Annotated in this window: 19 protein-coding genes; 7 read left to right on the plus strand and 12 right to left on the minus strand. The window is 33.0% G+C overall.

Annotated elements, in window-relative coordinates:
• Positions 1-16 precede the first annotated feature (16 nt).
• A complete protein-coding gene (locus J5Y03_RS08435) occupies positions 17-1807 on the minus strand; it encodes an ABC transporter ATP-binding protein (RefSeq protein ID WP_209404556.1) in 1791 nt (596 codons plus the stop codon).
• Entirely contained in the window at positions 1804-3543 is a 1740-nt protein-coding gene (locus J5Y03_RS08440) for an ABC transporter ATP-binding protein (RefSeq protein ID WP_209404558.1), read from the minus strand. Before J5Y03_RS08440 ends, J5Y03_RS08435 begins: the two co-directional genes overlap by 4 nt.
• Positions 3544-3780: 237 nt before the next feature.
• On the opposite strand from J5Y03_RS08440, the gene J5Y03_RS08445 reads away from it, so the two are divergent.
• Positions 3781-4914: an SLC13 family permease gene (locus tag J5Y03_RS08445; RefSeq protein WP_209404560.1), complete on the plus strand. Its 1134-nt coding sequence runs from the start codon at positions 3781-3783 to the stop codon at positions 4912-4914.
• 51 nt (positions 4915-4965) lie between these two features.
• On the opposite strand, the gene J5Y03_RS08450 is transcribed toward J5Y03_RS08445, so the two are convergent.
• The 3 genes from J5Y03_RS08450 to rluF form a co-directional block, all read right to left on the minus strand.
• Positions 4966-5289, minus strand: coding sequence for an MGMT family protein (locus J5Y03_RS08450; protein ID WP_209404562.1), 324 nt, complete (start codon positions 5287-5289; stop codon positions 4966-4968).
• A 25-nt stretch (positions 5290-5314) separates the two neighbouring features.
• Positions 5315-5857: a GNAT family N-acetyltransferase gene (locus J5Y03_RS08455; protein ID WP_209404564.1), complete on the minus strand. Its 543-nt coding sequence runs from the start codon at positions 5855-5857 to the stop codon at positions 5315-5317.
• Between the two features lie 178 nt (positions 5858-6035).
• The gene (gene rluF, locus J5Y03_RS08460) at positions 6036-6752 is read right to left on the minus strand and encodes a 23S rRNA pseudouridine(2604) synthase RluF (protein ID WP_209404566.1); all 717 of its coding nucleotides are present in this window, start codon (positions 6750-6752) and stop codon (positions 6036-6038) included.
• 654 nt (positions 6753-7406) lie between these two features.
• On the opposite strand from rluF, the gene J5Y03_RS08465 reads away from it, so the two are divergent.
• Positions 7407-8132 (plus strand): nucleotidyltransferase domain-containing protein, encoded by a 726-nt coding sequence (locus tag J5Y03_RS08465; RefSeq protein WP_209404568.1) that lies wholly within the window; start codon positions 7407-7409, stop codon positions 8130-8132.
• Positions 8133-8221: 89 nt separating this feature from the next.
• Here the strand turns inward: J5Y03_RS08465 and J5Y03_RS08470 are convergent, their stop codons facing one another.
• Both J5Y03_RS08470 and ggt read right to left on the minus strand, forming a co-directional pair.
• Positions 8222-10078 (minus strand): CocE/NonD family hydrolase, encoded by a 1857-nt coding sequence (locus J5Y03_RS08470; protein ID WP_209404570.1) that lies wholly within the window; start codon positions 10076-10078, stop codon positions 8222-8224.
• 118 nt (positions 10079-10196) lie between these two features.
• On the minus strand, positions 10197-11813 hold the full coding sequence (gene ggt, locus J5Y03_RS08475; RefSeq protein ID WP_407648414.1) for a gamma-glutamyltransferase: 1617 nt from the start codon (positions 11811-11813) through the stop codon (positions 10197-10199).
• A 280-nt stretch (positions 11814-12093) separates the two neighbouring features.
• Here ggt and J5Y03_RS08480 point away from each other — a divergent pair, with 280 nt between their 5' ends.
• The 4 genes from J5Y03_RS08480 to J5Y03_RS08495 all read left to right on the plus strand — a co-directional run bounded on the left by J5Y03_RS08480 (position 12094) and on the right by J5Y03_RS08495 (position 15461).
• Entirely contained in the window at positions 12094-12288 is a 195-nt protein-coding gene (locus J5Y03_RS08480) for a cold-shock protein (RefSeq protein WP_209404572.1), read from the plus strand.
• A gap of 288 nt (positions 12289-12576) precedes the next feature.
• On the plus strand, positions 12577-13095 hold the full coding sequence (locus J5Y03_RS08485) for an AAA family ATPase (protein ID WP_209404574.1): 519 nt from the start codon (positions 12577-12579) through the stop codon (positions 13093-13095).
• 24 nt (positions 13096-13119) lie between these two features.
• Positions 13120-13680, plus strand: coding sequence for an endonuclease/exonuclease/phosphatase family protein (locus J5Y03_RS08490; RefSeq protein WP_245208826.1), 561 nt, complete (start codon positions 13120-13122; stop codon positions 13678-13680).
• A 320-nt stretch (positions 13681-14000) separates the two neighbouring features.
• Complete coding sequence (locus J5Y03_RS08495) at positions 14001-15461, plus strand: nicotinate phosphoribosyltransferase (RefSeq protein ID WP_245208827.1); 1461 nt, start codon at positions 14001-14003, stop codon at positions 15459-15461.
• A 70-nt stretch (positions 15462-15531) separates the two neighbouring features.
• On the opposite strand, the gene J5Y03_RS08500 is transcribed toward J5Y03_RS08495, so the two are convergent.
• The 4 genes from J5Y03_RS08500 to J5Y03_RS08515 form a co-directional block, all read right to left on the minus strand.
• The gene (locus J5Y03_RS08500) at positions 15532-16068 is read right to left on the minus strand and encodes a P-loop NTPase family protein (RefSeq protein WP_209404576.1); all 537 of its coding nucleotides are present in this window, start codon (positions 16066-16068) and stop codon (positions 15532-15534) included.
• A 150-nt stretch (positions 16069-16218) separates the two neighbouring features.
• Entirely contained in the window at positions 16219-16686 is a 468-nt protein-coding gene (locus tag J5Y03_RS08505; protein ID WP_209404578.1) for a DUF523 domain-containing protein, read from the minus strand.
• Positions 16687-16770: 84 nt separating this feature from the next.
• Positions 16771-17502: a hypothetical protein gene (locus J5Y03_RS08510; protein WP_209404580.1), complete on the minus strand. Its 732-nt coding sequence runs from the start codon at positions 17500-17502 to the stop codon at positions 16771-16773.
• Between the two features lie 136 nt (positions 17503-17638).
• Positions 17639-18040, minus strand: a complete 402-nt coding sequence (locus tag J5Y03_RS08515; protein WP_209404582.1) for a hypothetical protein — start codon at positions 18038-18040, stop codon at positions 17639-17641.
• Between the two features lie 133 nt (positions 18041-18173).
• Between J5Y03_RS08515 and J5Y03_RS08520 the strand changes: the two genes are divergently transcribed.
• Entirely contained in the window at positions 18174-18644 is a 471-nt protein-coding gene (locus J5Y03_RS08520) for a VOC family protein (protein WP_209404584.1), read from the plus strand.
• A 194-nt stretch (positions 18645-18838) separates the two neighbouring features.
• Here the strand turns inward: J5Y03_RS08520 and J5Y03_RS08525 are convergent, their stop codons facing one another.
• A complete protein-coding gene (locus J5Y03_RS08525) occupies positions 18839-19441 on the minus strand; it encodes an MFS transporter (protein ID WP_245208828.1) in 603 nt (200 codons plus the stop codon).
• Positions 19442-19509 lie beyond the last annotated feature (68 nt).

A 19509-nucleotide genomic window follows, 5' to 3' on the forward strand; every position in this document is an offset into this window, starting at 1 on the left:
GTGTACTTTTTATGTGTTAACTGAATGTTTGAATAACATGTTCACCTGTTTCAGCCTCACGTTTAAACAGTCGATTATACACGCCAGTTTCTTCATTAATTAATTGTTCATGTGTTCCTTTTTGGACTACTGCCCCATTTTCGATTACAACAATTTCATTAGCTGATAAGACCGTAGATAGTCTATGTGAAATGATGATAATTGTTTGATGTGACATTCTCTTTTGGATCGCTTCATTAATTTGAGTCTCAGTTATTGGATCAAGAGCAGAGCTCGCTTCATCTAAAATTAATATTGGCGCATTTTTCAAAAGTGCTCTTGCTAGTGATAATCTTTGTTTTTGTCCTCCTGATAGCAAACTACCTCGTTCTCCAACATTCGTGTATAATCCATCTGACAAAGATTCCAAGTAATCTAGTAAACCACTATCTTTTATAGCTGCAATTAGCTCATCGTCAGTAGCATTTTCATTCCCAATTCTAAGGTTATCTGCTAAGGTTCCATTTCGTAATTGAATATCTTGAGATACAACTGCTATTTGTTGACGCAGCCACCCAGTATCAATTTCTTCAATATTTGTACCATCCACAAAAATTGTTCCTCTATCAAGATCATAAAAACGAAGCAACAAATCTACAATTGTAGATTTTCCAGATCCACTTGGTCCAACAATTGCCACTGCTTTACCAGCTTCTACTTCAAAAGATAAATTTTGTAGTACGTTTTCCAATTTTGAAGGATAGCCAAATTGAACGTTTTTAAATGCTATTTTTCCTTTTAGCTCATTTATTTTTATTCCTTCATTTGTTTCCGCTTGTGAAGGCTTTTCAGATAGTAATAATTCAGATCGATCTAATGCTGGACCTGTTCTTCTAACAGATAACCAGTTTCTCAGCATTCTTTGCATTTCATTTGCTGCAATTGTAACAAGGCCGCCCGCTGTCAACATTTTCCCTGTAGTCATACTACCGTTTTGAATTAAGTAGTAACTAATTGAATAAACAATTGCTAACGCTACCCCATTGTAGCTTCCAACTACAACAATAGACTTCATTCTTGCTTTCAACTCATTCACAGATTGTTTCACAAAAGATTGACGAATTTCAGAAACACTTTCTACTTCAAAATCTGAAACCCCTAGAACTCTAGATAAGTGAATACCAGTCACAGATTCTCTTAATCTTTCTAAATATCGGGAGGCTTCCTTTCTTGCCTCTGCAGAAGAATTTCGTGTGCTTTCTCCAACTTTATTCGAAGCCCAATAAAAAATAATTCCTAAAACAATACTCGCTAACATTAAATATGGGTGAATCCACAAAAGTACTACGCTATAGATAGCAACGCCTTGTACTGATGCCATAAAGGTTGAGCCTTCCCATGCAAGAAAATTATGCAACGTATCTGGATCATCTGACACTCTTGCCAGCATTTCACCAGACTGATTTTGATGAAAAAATGAATAAGGTAAAATATGTAGGTGACGGAATAACCTTAGCTTTTGCCAATTTGTTACTGACTTAGCTACATGATGACAAAAATATTCATCGATAACCATTAAAATTAAGTCAAGAACTGCTGCAAATAGCATTAACCACATTAATCCCCATAGCAATGTGCTTGAATGATTTGGTACAATCTTATCTACAAACCATCCCATCGCGAGAGTCGGAATGAGTGCACCACACACTTGACTAAGGGCAATGACAAAGGAATCTGCAAATACCCATTTACGATGAGGCTTCAAAAAAGCTAAAACTCTTCTGCCATCTCTATTTTTATTTGCCTGTGAAGAAATAGATTGACTCATCCTACTCTCTCCTTTTCTAATTCACTATATTGAGCCATATAAAGTTGATAATATTGCCCTTTTAGAGAAAGTAGTTCCTCATGTGTACCTTCTTCAGCGATTACTCCTTGATCTAAGAGAACAATTTTATCTGCATCTTTTACAGTAACTAGTCGATGAGCAATCGTAATCGTTGTTCTTCCAGGGATTAATGCTTCAAGTGACGACTGTACTTTTTCTTCCGTTTCTCCATCTAAAGAAGAGGTTGCTTCATCAAAAATCATAATCGGTGGATGACGAAGAATCGTCCTTGCTAAGGCAACACGTTGACGTTGTCCTCCGGAAAGCTTTAATCCTCTTTCTCCAACAATCGTTTCAAATTTTCCCGGTAACGAATGAACCCACTCTAGCAATCCAGCAGCTTCCACTGCATCTACAAGTTCTTTTTCTGAGGCATTTGGATTTGCATACAATAAGTTTTTTCGTAGAGTACTATTTAATAAGAATGTTTCTTGAGAAACAACTCCTACTTGTCTTCTAAATGAATTACACTCAATTTCTTTTAGATTCTGTCCATCAATTGTGATGAATCCTTCTCTTGGCGGATATAAACCAAGTAATAATTGGATCAGTGTACTTTTCCCACCACCACTAGTACCAACAATCCCAATATGTTGTCCAGCTTTAATGTTTAGGGATACTCCTTTTAAGACATCTTCGTTTGTATCAGGATAGCGAAAATACAAATTTGATATTTCAATATCTCCTCTAATATTTTCAATTAAAGGTAAATTCTCTTCTTGCTCACTTGGCAACTCAAAATATTCATAAATTCGTTGTAATGCTGGAATTGCTTGTTGGATGGTTAATGCATTTTCAGCTAGTGAACGAATAGGAAGGAACATTGTTGGTATGAACCCTAGACAAGCGATAATAGTTCCAATAGAAATGTCACCTCTCCATATTGCAAAACCTCCCAGGAGCATTAATACACCTGGAGCACCATTATTAAAGACATTTCCTAATCTCCAATTAAATTTACCAATTAAAGCAGCTCGAATGGAAAAACTCTTCCAATTTGCTAATTTTGTTTCTTGTTTTCTCATTTCATGATGCTGAGTTTGAAATGTACGAACTAGACGAACAGATTCAATACTTTCCTGTAAGTGATGATACATATCTGCACTCATTTCACGTTGGATTGCACCCATTTTCCGGACTTTTTTACTGATCATAAATGAAGGGATTAAATAAATGATAAATACAATTAACATGAGGACAGCTGCCGGCCAATAAAGTGATATAACGGCTACAAATGCTGCAATTGCACCGATGATTTGCTGCAAGAATCTTGGAATAACTGTATTATTTAAATTCTGAATCGATTCTACATCATGTGTTAAACGGTACAACATATCACCTCTAGGTGTAGTCGTAAAAAATGACATTGGTGTCTTATGTAATTTTTTAAATGCTCTTAATTGCATATCAGAAATGACATCTAGACCAATTTTAACTTGAGTAAATTCCTGAATTGATTCAAAAATAACTTTAAAAAGGAAACAAACCATAATCCCAATAATATAAAGCGATAATCGGTTTATATTCCCTTTATCTAAAATAAGATCAACAATTTTACCTGTTAAAACTGGAGGAATGATTGTAAATACACCCGCGATCCCTGAACAAATAAGTGCAAACAAAAGACCTTTCCAATAAGGCTTAAAATGATTAATGGTTTCTTTAAATAATTTCATCGTGGTCCTCCTTTCGACAGTTTCTATATTTTACCATAAATTCTTAATTTTTTAACTCTTTTAATTTTTACCTATTTTCGCATTATTGTTATTTTACAATGGAACAAAATCTAAGAAGACAATAATCTTTTTGACAAGAGCCTATTTTTAATTTTTCCCTATCTATATATTTTTTGAGAGTGATTAATTTTGAGTATGGTATAATACTGTGTTAGCTTAACAATTCGGAGGAACTATATGGGAGAATTACTTTATAGACTTCAAGAGAAAATCCCACTTTCAAAAATAAATATTTTTAAAAAGGATATTGTTTTTACTTTATCTCTTGTATTAGCTTTGATGAGTTGTATGTTCTATACTCCACAACTTCATTTTATAAATTTTAAAGTACTTGTTAGTTTGTTTAATCTAATGATTGTAGTAAAAGCTTTCGAGGAATTAAAATTATTGGATCGGCTAGCAATTGTTATTCTGAATAAATGTAGTAATAGCCGTAAAGTTTCGATGATGTTAATTTTATTATGCTTTTTTAGTTCTATGTTGGTAACAAATGATGTAGCACTTATTACTTTTGTCCCTTTGACGCTCATTATTAGTAAAAAAACAAACATTTTAATGCTTGAGACTATAATACTTCAGACAATAGCTGCTAATATCGGTAGTAGTCTAACACCAATGGGTAATCCACAAAATCTATATATTTATTCCCATTACAAACTTGAACCGATTGAATTTTTTATGACTGTTTTTTTATTATTTTTCTTTGGGGTTCTATTACTTTTTATTCTTAATCATAGACTTAACAATAAATCATTAGAAATAGAGCTACCAGTTTTAAAAATACACAATCCAAAAAAGTCTATCATATGGATGATTGTATTTTGTTTTATTACAGCTTCTATACTTGGCGTGTTAAATTATAAGTTGGCATTAATCATTACCTTATTAACTGTTTTTATTCTTGATCGAAAACTACTATTTAAAATTGACTATTATTTACTGATTACTTTTATCTGTTTCTTTATTTTTATAGGAAATATTTCCAAGTTAAAAATAATCAGCCATTATATGATTGATCATTTAAACAGTACGACTTCAGTTTATTTTAACTCGATTTTTTTTAGTCAATTTATAAGTAACGTACCGGCATCAATTCTTTTATCTAAGTTTACCGCTAATTGGAAACCATTGTTATTAGGTGTTAATTTAGGAGGGCTGGGTACACTTATCGCTTCTCTCGCTAGTGTAATTTCATATAAACTATTTATTAAGGAGCATCCACAGGAGAATAAAAAATATTTAATAAAATTTAGCCTATATAATTTTTTTGGATTACTCACATTAACATTTCTAACTTATTTAGTATTTTAGTGAATCATATATTAACAAAAGCTACTGATAGATTTCAGTAGCTTTTGTCTTTTATTCATACTCAATTAGTCCTGGATGATATTGAAATAATGAAAGATCAATTTGTCGTTCTCCACTAAATTCAACCCCTTCACTCTCAAGGGTTAATCTTTGAGTATTAAAACTCTCGTCATCTTGTAATCCAATTTGACCTTTTGAATTAATCACCCGATGCCATGGAAGGTTATGCTTTTTACTCATTGAGTGCAAAATTCTTACGACTTGCCTTGCACCCCTAGGACTTCCTGCCAAACTCGCAACTTGACCATAAGTCATTACTTTCCCAGGCGGAATATTTTTAATAACTTTAATCGCTCTTATTGTAAAAGTTTCCATCATGTATTCCTTTTATTTTTAATCCTTAATTTCGATCTTTTCGTAATAGACTATAATTCACTAAATCACAGTATTTCCCATGAAGGAGCTGCGCTTCTCTAGTTATCCCCTCTTCAACAAAACCTATTCGAATTGGAATGCCTCTACTTTTCGTATTCTCATCAACGGCTCTAATCATTATTCGGTTTAACTCAAGTTCTTCAAAACAGTAATCTGTTAATTTTTCAACCGTCTTTGTCATTATTCCTTTTCCTTGGAACTTTTCACCTAGCCAGTATCCCATTTCAGTTGTTTTATTGTTCCAATCTATGTAATGAAGCCCAATCATTCCAGCTAGCTCATCATTAACAAAAATTGCAGCTTCAAACCCATTATTATTTGCAAATTTTTGTAACCAAGTAGGAATTATCTCTTTCTTGTAAACGTCAACTGTTGGCAAATTAACTGCCCAAATTAACCACTGCTTAATCTGTTCTTGATTTTCTTTTAAAGCTGATACTAATATTTCAGCGTCTTTCGGAAGCATTAATTTAAGATAAATAGAATCATTAATTGGTAATCTAAACATTTCCTATTTCTCCTCTCTATATTTAACTTTTAACTAGCTCATAATATATTGAATATTTAAATTATATTGCAAACTAATAAGAAAGGATACTTTTTTAGAATACAAAAAACCGCCATTTGAAGGCGGTATACAGATAAGACTTCAATTATTCAATGAAGAAATGGACTTTTATTCTATTTTACCATTCATTTGGTTCATAGTTTAAGTCTCTGAATAATTGAGTTTTTTCTTTCTTTGTTAAGTCTCTCCACTGACCAACAGGTAAGTTGTTCAAATGAATGTTCATGATTCGTGTACGTTGAAGTCTAAAAACTTCGTATCCTAATGCTTCACACATGCGACGAATTTGACGATTTAGTCCTTGTGTTAAAATGATTTGAAAATCATATTTTGAAAGTTGTTTTACTTCACAAGGTAGAGTTTTTGTACCTAAAATTTTGACTCCTTCAGACATTTTTTTTAGGAATTCAGGCGTGATCGGCTTATCTACTGAAACAATGTATTCTTTTTCATGTTTATTTTCTGCACGTAAAATTTCGTTTACAATATCTCCATCGTTTGTAAGAAGAATTAAGCCGTCGGAATCTTTATCAAGTCGTCCAATATTAAAAATTCTTAAAGGATGATTTACTAAATCAATAATATTCCCCTTAACATTCTTTTCAGTTGTACTTGTTACACCAATTGGTTTATTCAATGCAATATAAACATTATTTCGAGCTAGTCGAATATGCTCACCATTTACGATCACTTCGTCACCAGGCTCAACTGTATCACCAATTTTAGCAACTTTTCCGTTTAATTTAACTCTACCTTCACTGATTAATTTATCTGCTCCACGTCTAGATGCTTTTCCTGATTCACTAATAAATTTATTTAAACGAATGTTAAACAACTCCTTATATTCAAAAATTATATGTTTAGAATAACATAAATCACTTTTTAAAGAGATTATAACTTGAAGATCAAATAAAAATTTGTTTAAGAAGATAGTAATAGAAAGAAATACGACTGTCTAATTTTTTTAGAATGCGTTAGTTTATTACAACTCCAGGTTGCTCGCTTTCCGTGGGGCGTGAGCTGAGCCTCCTCGTCGCATACGCTCCTGCGGGGTCTCAGCCTTCCCGCTATTCCCACAGGAGTCTCGCACCTTCCGTTGTAATCAACTTTTGTCTTTAAAGTTACAAATCTCAAAAACAACAATCTTTTAAAGTATAACCGTTTAAATTAATTTTTATAATAACACAAAGTTTACTCAAAACTAGCATTTAAAAATAGAAACTATTAAAAAATGCCAATGACTTTTGTTGCTATTCATACATAGTTAATTCTAGATGATATTGAAAGATGTTGAGGTTAAATTAGATTCATTGATTGGTAATCTATACATCTGTATTCCCCCTCTTTATATAAGCTTACCTAAAAAAAATAGTACTTATTAAATTTCGAATATTTGAATATTATTATAAATTTATTAATTAAATAAAAAGGGATTCTACGGATTTAAAAAGAATGTATTTGAAAAATAAATTTGAGGAAGGTGAAGGAAATGGAAAAGAGTATGAAATTAAAACCAATTGAAGCAGCTAAACTGTTTATTGAAAAGCACTTTCCAAACTGCCACGGTGCGATATTAGCAGGTAGTGTTGTAAGAGGAGAAGCAACAGAAACGTCTGACCTTGATATTGTCATCTTTGATAAAAGTTTACCCTCAGCATATAGAGAGTCAATGATTGATTTTGGTTGGGCAATTGAGGTTTTTGTCCATAATTTGACATCTTATAAACACTATTTTGACTCAGATTATCAAAGGGCTAAACCTTGTTTACAAAGAATGATTTTTGAAGGGATTATTTTAAAAGATAATGGATTTATAGGCGCTATAAAAAAAGAAGCTAAAGAGATGTTAGAGAATGGTCCTGAAAGATGGACTGAAGACATAATTACGACAAAACGATACTTTATAACGGACGTCCTAGATGATTTAATCGGATGTAAAAGTCGACAAGAAGAACTCTTTATCGCAAACTCGTTAGCAGTGCTTATTCAGGAATTTGTTTTAAGAACGAATAATCGTTGGATAGGGTCTTCAAAATGGTTCATTCGTTCTTTGAAGCATTTTGATATAAAGTTTTCTGAAGAATTTGTTGCAGCCTTTGAAGCTTTTTATAAAACCGGTGAGAAAAACAAAATTATTCAACTGACTGAAAAAGTTCTTGAACCATACGGGGGGCGATTATTTGAAGGTTATTCTTCGGGTAAAGAAAAACTTTAAGAACTAAATCCAAGCTAATATTGCGGAAAATAAATTCACCCCAAATTGTTTTCACGTCAAACAATTTGGGGTGAATTTCTATTAATTAATCAGTTATTTACAATCGGTAATGTAACATACGATGGATGAACAGAATCATGATAAAGTGTATTCAATGCTTTTACGAATACCTTATCTGTCTCAGGACTGTTACCTGTATTTGTATTTCGATCAAATTTTGGATAGTTAGAGCTTGCAACATCAATTCTAATGCGATGTCCCTTTTGTATTACATGACTGATAGCTGTTAAATTAATCTTCACTTGATATATTTTTCCCTTTTGCAGTAAAGCTACCTTATTTTGCCCATTTCTAAATTTAGCCCGAATGATTCCGTCCTCAAGTAAAGTGGATGTTCCTTTAGAATCAACATCTGTTACTTTTACTGTAAAATCTGTATCTAATTTATTCGATGAAATATATAAAGTTGCAGAAGCTGGGCCTTCAATTTTCATCTCTTTTGACATTGGTTTAGATGTAAAGGTTAAGACTTTGTTTTCAACAGGACGTTGATCCATTGGTCCACTTGGGATAATTAAATTATTTCCACCAACAGTCTTTGTTGGATGAGCAGGATCATATTCATACGTATTCGGTTTTTCATTTTTCTTTGGTAAAGTTGTTGATAAACTACCGTCGTTTAAGGATTTAATTGTCCCGCTATGTTCTTGATTAAAGTAAAAATTCGTTTGTTTTACGTTTTTAACTGGCCAAGTTGGACTTGTTTCCCATTTATTTTCACCAGTTACATAATACTTGACTGCTGGCTCTTTCATAATATTGTTATCGATCCCTTTTAACCAATAATCAAACCAGCGAACCGCTTCTTTATTTAAATCTACTTCAACATTTTTTGCTGATAAATAGGTTGGATTTTGACCAACATTTTGATGTACCCATGGTCCCATCAATAATTTTTGGTTTCCTCTTGCGCCCATACCACCATTATTTTGTAACCCTGTAAATGCATTTAATACTCCAGCTTCAAATATGTCATAAAAACCACCTACATGATAAACAGGTACATGAATTTTATCTAATTTATCCATAATATTGTTTGCTTCATATAAATCCCAAATAGGATTTTGTTTATCAATTATGTTCATATTTAACATATCTTGATAGGCTGGCATGTATTTTTCATTTAAATTTGGAAACGATCCTAGTGGCAATTCTAATTTGTTAAATTGTTTCATTAAGTTATTACTATCCAATAAAGAATACGAGTTATTTAGCGCATTAAAGTTAGTTGGATCGACTCTTAAGATTTGATAAATATTTTGTGCATTTAACCAACCTTGAATTAACGCTTGATTTAATACTCCTTGTCTATATACAGCTTCATTAAAGAAATCAGCTGTATGCACTAAACTAAACATAGCTTTTAAATGTGATGGATTTTCAAGCGCTGCTGCATTTTGTGAGATTCCTAATGCAGATGGCCCAAATGTTCCTACTTTCCCATTACTCCATAGTTGTTTTGCTGCCCATTCAATTGTGTCATATCCATCCTTCCCATCATCTTTAAAAGGATAATAATCTCCTTTTGAGTCATAACGCCCTCTTACATCTTGAATGACTACAGCGTATCCATTTTGGGCTAAATATGTCGCTTGCGTTTTCATATCTTTTTTGCCATATGGCGTACGAGCAATTAACGTCGGTAAATCTGTACTATTTTGTGATGGCAAGTAAATATCCGTAGCAAGCTCCGTATTATCTCTCATTTGCACCATTTCATTTTGTTTTACATAAACACCGTCAGTATCAGATGGTTTTTGAATATCCTGTTTCACTATTTTTTGAGTATGTGGAGCAATCTCAATTGTTTTGGCATTACTAGTCTGAAAAGTTAATAAAGTACTAGCCATCGAAACCAATAAAGCTGCTTGAACTAACTTTTTCATGGTTTCCCTCCTAATCTATTAAAAAATAATCTACCTATATTATATGAAAGCACTTAAAGGGTCTCTTGCTATTTCGTTTGACAAAATATGCAAGAACTACGAACCTTTCCCATGATATTTACCAACTAGCAATGGTTCCGTCAGCTCTTGACTCTGTCCCTCCAATTAAAACTCCAGTTTCTTCATCTTTCCAAATAATTTGTCCACGACCAAAACCACCGGAGTTTTTTGCAACTTGAATATCATGTCCTTTTGCTTTTAATTCTGTCACAATATGTTCTGGAAAATTTGGTTCTACTTCAACTGTTTTCCCTTCAATCCATTGCCACCTTGGTACATCCAAAGCTGCTTGTGGATTCAAATGAAAATCAATACTACTCATAATGACTTGAAGATGCCCTTGTGGTTGCATATAACCTCCCATTACTCCAAAAGGTCCAATAGCTTTATCATCTTTTGTTAAGAATCCTGGAATAATGGTATGGTACGTTTTTTTCCCGCCAGCTAATGCATTTACATGTTGCTCATTTAAACTAAAATCATGTCCTCTATTCTGCAATGCAATACCTGTACCAGGAATGACAATCCCCGATCCAAAACCCATGTAATTACTTTGAATAAAGGAAACCATATTTCCTTCTCCATCAGCTGTTGCTAAGTAAACAGTGCCACCGCTATGAGGTTTACCTGGCATTGGATCGCAAGCAGTTTCCGTAATCTCAGCATATCTCTGTTTTCCATAAGAAGAACTTAAAAGCTCTTCAATTGTAAGTTTCATATAGTCAGAATCCGTCACATATTCCTTACCACATGAAAAAGCTAGTTTCATTGCTTCAATTTGTTTATGGTATGTATACACACTCTCTTTTTCTGTAAAGTTATCATTCTTTAACATATTTAACGCCATTAAAGCAACAATCCCTTGACCATTTGGAGGTATTTCCCAAACGTCAAAACCTCTGTAATTTACACTAATTGGTTTTACCCATCTCGGGCGATAGGATGCTAGGTCTTCTTTCGTTAAATAGCCACCATATTTAGTAGAAGAATCTACTATTTTATTTGCAAGCTCTCCAGTATAAAACGCTTCTCCGTTTGTATCGGCAATTTTTTCTAAAGTTATTGCATGATCTAAAGAAGACCATACTTCTCCAATCTCAGGAGCACGCCCTTTTGGAGCAAACGTTTCGAACCAGGCATTAAATTCTTCTCCAACTAATTCCTTTTTAAAAATCCCAAATGCTCTCTTCCAAAACCTTCCTACTGTTGGAGAAACGGGATAACCATTTCGTGCATATTCAATAGCTGGTTGCAAAACTTCTTTTAACGGTAAATTACCAAAGCGTTTTGATAATTCAACCCATGCAGCAGGAGCACCAGGTACTGTTACGGGTAACCAACCATACTTAGGAACTTTATCATATCCTTGATTTTTCAATTTCTGAATTGAAATATTTTTAGGAGCTGGGCCACTTGAGTCTAGTCCATATAATTTTTCTTTCATCCAAACTAATGCAAATGCATCGCCACCAATCCCATTTGAAGTCGGTTCAACAACAGTCAAACAAGCTGCCGTTGCAATAGCAGCATCAACTGCATTTCCCCCTTTTTTCAATATATCTAATCCAGCTTGAGCAGCTAATGGCTGTGACGTTGCTACCATTCCATTTTTTGCATGAATTACGTTTCTTTGAGATGCATAAGAAGTGTCGAGCATTTTCATTTTCGAAATCATCTGATTCACTCCTATTTATTTTGAAGTATGACAATGGTTTGGACATTTTGTTAATTTCTTTACCAATTCGACAATTCCCTTCACTTTCCCTACAAAGAATATTAATTTTATTCTCTTAGGTCTTTTGATTGAAAAGACTAGTCTTCTACGAAATTAGAAACACCACAAAACAAAATAGCTTTTCTTATTTTGTAGAATAAATGATTGAATGATGTGGCATGATAAATAATAATTCGACTTGTTGATGTGGTATAATACAGTAAAGGAGTGGTGAAAAAGTATGTATAATCGAAAAAGGAATGAAGAACCATTACCAAAAGTACAAACATCGATTTGGGATTGTGAGTCTGACGATTGCATAGGATGGATGAGAAAAGATTTTTCTTTTGAAACTGAACCTACTTGCCCTTTATGTGGATCTAAAATGAAATCGGGAGATCGACTTCTCAACCAAATTGAGACAAATCAGTTTTAGTTTATTTTTTTGTGACTTATTTCTTTAAATAAAATAACTCTAACAAATTCTGGGTTTATATTCTTTCTAAAATGAACTACTTTTTCACAGTAACGAAAATAACTATTTATATGAACAACTACAATTCAAACAATATATCTTCAAGAGGCTGACCTAAAATAAAAATACATTTTTGGGTCAGCTTTTTTTCTTGTAATGAATTGTGCTTTAACTTATGAAGAAGCTGGGCAAGCTATTGAAGGCCCGATTCTTCATTGAATTGATAGTAGAGATAGGGAGAATAGTTCAATGAAGGGGAAAGTATTTATCATTTCAGGACCAGCAGGAGTTGGTAAATCAACAACAGCAAAAAACTTCGCTGAGAGGCTGAAAAAAAGTGCATATATTTCAGGGGATATTATTAGTCATATGCCCGTTTCAGGACGTAAGAAGCCTTGGGAATCCGATATTGCGAGGGAGCTAGTTTGGAAAAACATCGTGTCGTTGTGTAATAATTTTTTAGACGCTGAGTATGACGTCATAATCGATTGGGTTGCATTTTGGGATGACGTTAAGAAGTACACTACACAGTGGATTAAACAAGGTATAGAAGTTCGTTATGTCATTTTATGGGCTGACGAAGAAATTCATTTGAATCGTGACCTTCAAAGACCAACTGAAAAACAAATGGGAGAAAGAGTACAAATACTCCGAAAAGAGTTTCTTCATTCTGATACTCCTTCTTATCTTTTTCTTGATAATACATCCGTTAATCCAGAAAACATCATTCAGCTCATTCAAGAAAAGAGCCAGTTTTTACTAGTTTGATATTGGTAAAACGGGAGGAGAACAATGAGAATCGCTACTTTTAACATTTGGAACAATCAAACATTGTGGGTTGAACGATTAGCAGCAATTTGTGAATTAGTTAAAGATATTGATCCTGACGTTCTTGCGCTCCAGGAAGTCAGAAGTTCTATTGATGTTGAAAAGGGAATAAATGTAGCCCAACACATCGCGAATCAAGCAGGTTATCCATTTTGCATTTTTAAAGAGTACCCCGATTCTCCAGATGAAGGACTAGCATTTTTAAGTAAAATTCCAATTTCTACTGAGGATGTTATTTGGCAAAAAAATACTAAGGAATCAAATTACTGTGCAATTAGAATCACTTTCAAAAATGGAGATTATGAATTTGGCATAACAAATGTTCATTTAAATTGGAAATCTACTATGATAAGAAAAGAACAAATTAGAGCAGTACATAATTGGATTTTTGGAGAAAATAATACTAAACCCTATGAAATTCTTTGTGGAGATTTTAATGATGAACCAAATTCAAGTATTCATCACTATTTAACAGATCATCATTGGATGGATGTAGCGCAGTCTAAAGAAAACCGAAAACCATAATAATATTAAAGCTCAACCCACTCTAGACTATATAAATAATATTAATATAAAAAGCGAATCAAATTTAAAGTTACAAGTCCGATTTGATTGGATTTTAATTCATAAAAACACGAACTTGAATCTTCCATCAATCGATAATGTGGAAGTGTTTGGGAATACTCCACTTACAAAAGCGTTAATATTACCAAGTGATCATTATGGGGTTTTGATGGATATCACATAGATATATATTTATTTTATCCAAAGAAGAAAACTAGTCTTTAGGCCAAGTTATAAAATACATTAGGTGCGATTGTTGTTACAAACTGGGAGGAATTTCAATGAGAATGAATACCAAAAAAGTAATCTCTTCTTTACACACAGATTTTTACCAAATCAACATGGGAAATGTTTACTTTAATGATGGAATACATGAAAAAAAATCGGTTTTTAATGTCTATTTTCGTAAGCTGCCATTTGGAAATGGATATGCCGTTTTCATGGGGCTTAGGCGTGTTCTCGAATATTTAAAAAACTTCCACTTCACAGATGAACAATTACATTATTTACGTGCCCTTGGTTTTAAAGAAGATTATTTATCCTATTTATCAACAATGAAATTCACAGGTACTGTTCGAAGTATTGCTGAAGGTGAAATTTGTTTTGCAAATGAACCAATTTTAACGATTGAAGCACCTTTAATTCAAGCTCAGTGGGTTGAAACAGCCATCTTAAATATAGTAAATTATCAAACACTTGTTGCTACAAAAGCATCTCGAATAAGACATGTTGCTGGTAATGACGTTGTGATGGAATTTGGAACAAGACGTGCTCAAGAAGAATCCGCATCACTTTGGGGAGCTCGAGCAAGCGTTCTTGCAGGTTTTGATGGAACAAGTAACGTACAAGCCGGTTTTCAGTTTGAATTACCTCTTAGTGGTACTCACGCTCATGCGCTTGTGCAAGCTTATGGAGATGAATTAACTGCATTTCGTAAGTATGCAGAGACTCATCAAGACTGCGTATTTTTAGTAGATACATACGATACTCTGCGTAGTGGTGTCCCAAATGCAATTAAAGTGGCTAAAGAATTTGGTGAAAAAATCAAGTTCAAAGGCATCCGATTAGACAGTGGTGACCTTGCCTACTTATCGAAAGAAGCACGCAAAATGCTAGACGAAGCTGGATTCACTGAAGCAAAAATTGTAGCAAGTAATGACCTTGATGAGGAAACCATCATTCATTTAAAAATGCAAGGTGCAAAAATAGATGTATGGGGAATTGGAACAAAAAACATCACATGTTATGATGATCCAGCACTTGGCGGTGTGTATAAATTAGCTGCCATCGAAAATGAAGAAGGAATAATTGAAGACCGTATTAAAATTTCAAGCAATCCAATAAAAACAAGTACACCTTCGTCCAAAAACTTATATCGTTTATACGATAAAGACAATGGTCATGCATTAGTTGATGTCATTACAACTATTGATGAAAAAATAAACGAAAATGAACCGATCACTTTATTTGATCCAACACATACATACTTAGAGCAAACATTTGAAAACTTTACCGTTCGTTGTTTATTGAACGAATATGTAAAGGATGGCGTAGTTATTGAAACATATCCATCCAACGAACAAATCAAGAAATTCAATCAAGATGAACTCACTTGTTTTTGGGAAGAAATAAAACGTACTCAAAATCCACATAATTATTATGTAGATTATAGTGCTCAATTATATGAACGAAAAATGAACGCAATTAAGGTAGAAAGAGAAAAAATTCAAAAGAAAAAATAAGATAAAGTATACATAGGGGCTTAGTAAAAAAGACTACGGCCCCTTTTATTTTTACTAACCCAATAAAAAATCAATTTTTATTATATTCCAAAGAAAGTTTATCTAAGTAGTCTTGTATTTCTTTTTTCGATTTTAAAATAACGATTTTGTTTTGAGCATCTTTTTTCAGAAAATAATCTAACCGCTCTCTCATTACAATTTTCCGATTTTTATACGTAGTCAGGATAAACTTAATAAACTTCCAATCTAGCTTTTCATCACATCCGATTGTCATATCTGGTCTTGTTTTACCAATATGTTGAAAAAATCTTTTGAAAACTCGATAAAGGCAGACGTAAAGTGGTAATTCTAAATAAATAATCGTATCCGCTTTTTCAATCCTTACTTCATATGTATTAGTATAATTTCCTTCAATAATCCATTGCCGGTTTTCAACAACTTTTTTCTGAACACTTCTAAACTCATCAAGCGAAGTTTCAATCCAACCTGGTTTCCAATACATCGTATCTAAGTGATAAACATTTATTTTTATAATGTCACTTAGCCTCCGAGCAAACGTAGATTTTCCAACACCAGGTGATACACCAAGTACCATAATCCGATTCAAATTTATCCCCTCCTATTTAAAAATTAAACAGAAAGAGATTATATCATGTGTTAATCAGAAATTTCAAACTTATTAAAATTAAAAGACTACATTAAATTTGTAGTCTCCGCTTTGTCTATCTTATTGACCATTCCGTTAACTTAAGTAAATTTATATTTTCCCAAGAAGATAATCAGCAAGCCCTTCTTCTGACATTACTCGAATCCCGTTTCTTTTAAGTAAAGCACTTGTTACTCCATCTCCAACTATTTTCGTACCTTTAAAATCCCCATTATAGATCATTGAACTACCACAAGAAGGGCTAAACTCTTTAAGAACAACCACTTTAGCATTCACTTCTTGAGCAATTCTTAAAGTAGAATAAGCCCCTTTTACATACATTTCTGTAACATCTCTTCCGGATTTCTCGACCACTTTTGCTTTACCATCTAGGACATCTTCTCCGTTTCCGCCAACTATCTCAGCAGGTTCTCTCGGAGTTAAAAATCCACCAAGTAATTCTGGGCAGACAGATATTGCCTTGTTTTCTTCTATTAGTTGACTTATTTTTTTATCTAAACAGTGTGTACCATTGTATCTTACTTCTAAACCTGCTAAACAAGAGCTTACTAATATCATTGTTATCCCCTCAATCTATTAATTTCCATTTCCCTTAATTCATCTGTTACCCCAACCAAAAGGAACAAAATATAAATAGAATTACTACTTCCATTCCCCATGTAAACTCCATTTTTTCTTTTCGTAATTTAAATATAAACTGTTCGAAAAAACATTTTTCTTCCTATTAAATACTTCATGAATGGTATCATAATTTCGATAATCACCTATCTTAAATAAGCTGACTCCTGTGCTACCGTGGATATTAATAACATTCTCAAAATCAATATAGAGTCCATATTCAGCTCCTTTAAAAATTACTTCTACTATTTCATCTGGAATATCCTCTATTGTTCTCTTCCGACCTTTTAATTCTTTTAGAATTTTACCTTTAATCACATTTCTATAGTCACTAATATCTTTCATATACACTCTTGTCCACCAAAAATCATCATGAGCTATATAAGTGTAACGATTATTAAGTTTTGACGAAAAAGGTGATTCTAATGGTTCATGTCTATGTACTAAGTAAAGTAATTCAGATAATTCTCTTGGTGTTATATTGTCAATCTGGTTCTTACTTTTATAGTCCATCCAACAAAAATCCCCATAATTATAAACATTATCATTTATCAAATCTTCTAAATTCTTTTTTTCAACATATTCAAATCCCGTTTCCAAATGATATTCTCCACCAAAATATTCCCCATCCATCAATAATATGTTGTCAGGTTGTACTGATATATTCCTCATAAAATCCTCGAAAGGCATACCGCAGCTAAAGATCATATTTTCTTGTTTATTAATTTTAATATAACAAAGGTTTCTTATTTTCATTGTTTCTCCTTCAACCATTCTTCATAAGCTATAACAATATTTTTAAATTCTACATGTGATTCACACATCTTGACTTGTTAATGTACGAAAATGTTTAGACATACTTTCCGATTTCATCTATTAAATCCTCCATTTATTACTTTGATAACAATAGTTTAACTAAAGTTCGTGCATCTTCTTTTGAAATATCACCCAGACCTTGGGCCATGCTTAAAATATTACTTACTTTTGAATTGTACCAAAATTGATATTTATTACCGACTTTTGCCCCTTCTACATGTACCCAAAATTCAACGTCCGGATATCTCGCCATTTTTGGATATGCACGAGTCCATTCTATTGATTTTAAGACTGCTTGAATTGAACTAACTTCCTTTTTATCTTTAATCACCTTCGTTTCACTTAATGAGCCATCCTTTGGATTCACCAATTGAAACATAATTTCTGTTTTTCCTGTTTCCTCAGTTTTCTTGTTAATACATCCAGAAAAGCCTGCGATTATTGATAAAGCAATCAAAAAGACAATCGCTCGTTTCATTTCGTAACCTCCTAGAAAATTAGTTATCTCAAACTAAAGTTGTACATTCCCTCAGTCAAAATTCCGGTTTCAAAAATTCTTTTATTTTTTACACTAGAAATATAGAAAAAGAGATTATAGGAGGAATGAATTTATGAAAAACGCTAAATTATATGAAACGCATGTTTATACTAGAAACTTAGAAAATGCAATTTCTTTTTATCAAAAGTTAGATTTAGAATTAGCTTATGTCATTAACGAAAGAAGAGTAGCTTTCTTTTGGCTAGGTGATGAAGCTATCAAAGAACAAATGCTAGGTGTTTGGGAAATTCCAGCTGAAGAATTCAGAAGATCACATTTCGCATTTTATGTAACATATGAAGAGTTAGTAAAAGTTCCTGAATTTTTAGCTCAGAAAGGAATTCAATTAAATCCTAGTTTTGGATTAGATCCAACTGAGCCAATTGTTCATACTTGGATGCCAGCTGCAAGCTACTATTTTTCAGACCTAGATGGAAATTCCTTAGAATATGTCACTGTTCTTGATGGTGAGCCTAAACCGGAAATAGGCGCAGTACACCTAAGTACATGGAGAAATGCAATAAACAAAGTAGGAAATAGATGAATATAAAATTAAACACACGAAAGCCAGGTAGATACATCTGGCCTTTATTTGTACATTTATAAAGTTATTTCCTCTGTTCCTCCATCTTTTAACCCCTACTTACCTACAGTCATAGAAAAAGTAATCGGAAAGGATGGCATACTATATTCCATCCTCTCTTATTCTTCTATTTACATCAAAATAACTCTTTATAGTCAACCTATTATTTGTTTTTTCCTTACGTTCATGTTATTTTCAGGTCGAGAACCAAAAAGATAAAACAATCCAGGCAAAACTATTATTAACCCAATAATTCCATACGTTTGTCTTTTGCTTAAACCTAAAAATGATAATGAAGCAAAAGCAATTCCAAAAGGCATGCTAACTCTAAAGAAAAGCAATCGAACTGCACTTAACTGGGCCAAACGTTCTCTAGGAACCTCTCGTTGAAAGATTGCTGCACTTCTAGCATTGAAAAAAAGAAACAGGATTCCACCAAATAACTCACATAGCCATGCAAAAGGAATTGAGTGAACAAAAAATAGAAGTATGAATGAAAGTCCTCCCCCTATCAAACCAAAATGCATAGTGTAATAGTTTTTTTGTATTTTAGTAAGTAGTATCATTCCAACGAAGTACCCTATTGAAAAAGCTCCTGAAAATATTGAATATTCCCATGAATGACCTTTAAGATTTCCGCGTATAAATGGCACACCTAAAACCATTGTTGCTCCAACAGCAAACTGAACTGTAGATGATAGAAGTGTAAGTCGTAAAAGATATGGATAGTTAAAAAATGTACGATATCCCTCTTTCATTTCTGCCCACCAAAACTTTTTCGTCCACGTTGCTATTCTTTGTGTACTTGATTGAGGAATTCGCGAAA

This window comes from Gottfriedia endophytica, from assembly GCF_017814275.1.
Taxonomy (GTDB): Bacteria; Bacillota; Bacilli; order Bacillales; family Bacillaceae_G; genus Gottfriedia; species Gottfriedia endophytica.

Bases quoted from the DNA above. Each gene is read 5' to 3' on its own strand.
- J5Y03_RS08435 (WP_209404556.1), bottom strand. From the start codon at position 1,807: ATGAGTCAATCTATTTCTTCACAGGCAAATAAAAATAGAGATGGCAGA.
- J5Y03_RS08440 (WP_209404558.1), bottom strand. From the start codon at position 3,543: ATGAAATTATTTAAAGAAACCATTAATCATTTTAAGCCTTATTGGAAA.
- J5Y03_RS08445 (WP_209404560.1), top strand. From the start codon at position 3,781: ATGGGAGAATTACTTTATAGACTTCAAGAGAAAATCCCACTTTCAAAA.
- J5Y03_RS08450 (WP_209404562.1), bottom strand. From the start codon at position 5,289: ATGGAAACTTTTACAATAAGAGCGATTAAAGTTATTAAAAATATTCCG.
- J5Y03_RS08455 (WP_209404564.1), bottom strand. From the start codon at position 5,857: ATGTTTAGATTACCAATTAATGATTCTATTTATCTTAAATTAATGCTT.
- J5Y03_RS08465 (WP_209404568.1), top strand. From the start codon at position 7,407: ATGGAAAAGAGTATGAAATTAAAACCAATTGAAGCAGCTAAACTGTTT.
- J5Y03_RS08470 (WP_209404570.1), bottom strand. From the start codon at position 10,078: ATGAAAAAGTTAGTTCAAGCAGCTTTATTGGTTTCGATGGCTAGTACT.
- ggt (WP_407648414.1), bottom strand. From the start codon at position 11,813: ATGATTTCGAAAATGAAAATGCTCGACACTTCTTATGCATCTCAAAGA.
- J5Y03_RS08480 (WP_209404572.1), top strand. From the start codon at position 12,094: ATGTATAATCGAAAAAGGAATGAAGAACCATTACCAAAAGTACAAACA.
- J5Y03_RS08485 (WP_209404574.1), top strand. From the start codon at position 12,577: ATGAAGGGGAAAGTATTTATCATTTCAGGACCAGCAGGAGTTGGTAAA.
- J5Y03_RS08490 (WP_245208826.1), top strand. From the start codon at position 13,120: ATGAGAATCGCTACTTTTAACATTTGGAACAATCAAACATTGTGGGTT.
- J5Y03_RS08495 (WP_245208827.1), top strand. From the start codon at position 14,001: ATGAGAATGAATACCAAAAAAGTAATCTCTTCTTTACACACAGATTTT.
- J5Y03_RS08505 (WP_209404578.1), bottom strand. From the start codon at position 16,686: ATGATATTAGTAAGCTCTTGTTTAGCAGGTTTAGAAGTAAGATACAAT.
- J5Y03_RS08510 (WP_209404580.1), bottom strand. From the start codon at position 17,502: ATGAAAATAAGAAACCTTTGTTATATTAAAATTAATAAACAAGAAAAT.
- J5Y03_RS08515 (WP_209404582.1), bottom strand. From the start codon at position 18,040: ATGAAACGAGCGATTGTCTTTTTGATTGCTTTATCAATAATCGCAGGC.
- J5Y03_RS08520 (WP_209404584.1), top strand. From the start codon at position 18,174: ATGAAAAACGCTAAATTATATGAAACGCATGTTTATACTAGAAACTTA.
- J5Y03_RS08525 (WP_245208828.1), bottom strand. From the start codon at position 19,441: ATGAAAGAGGGATATCGTACATTTTTTAACTATCCATATCTTTTACGA.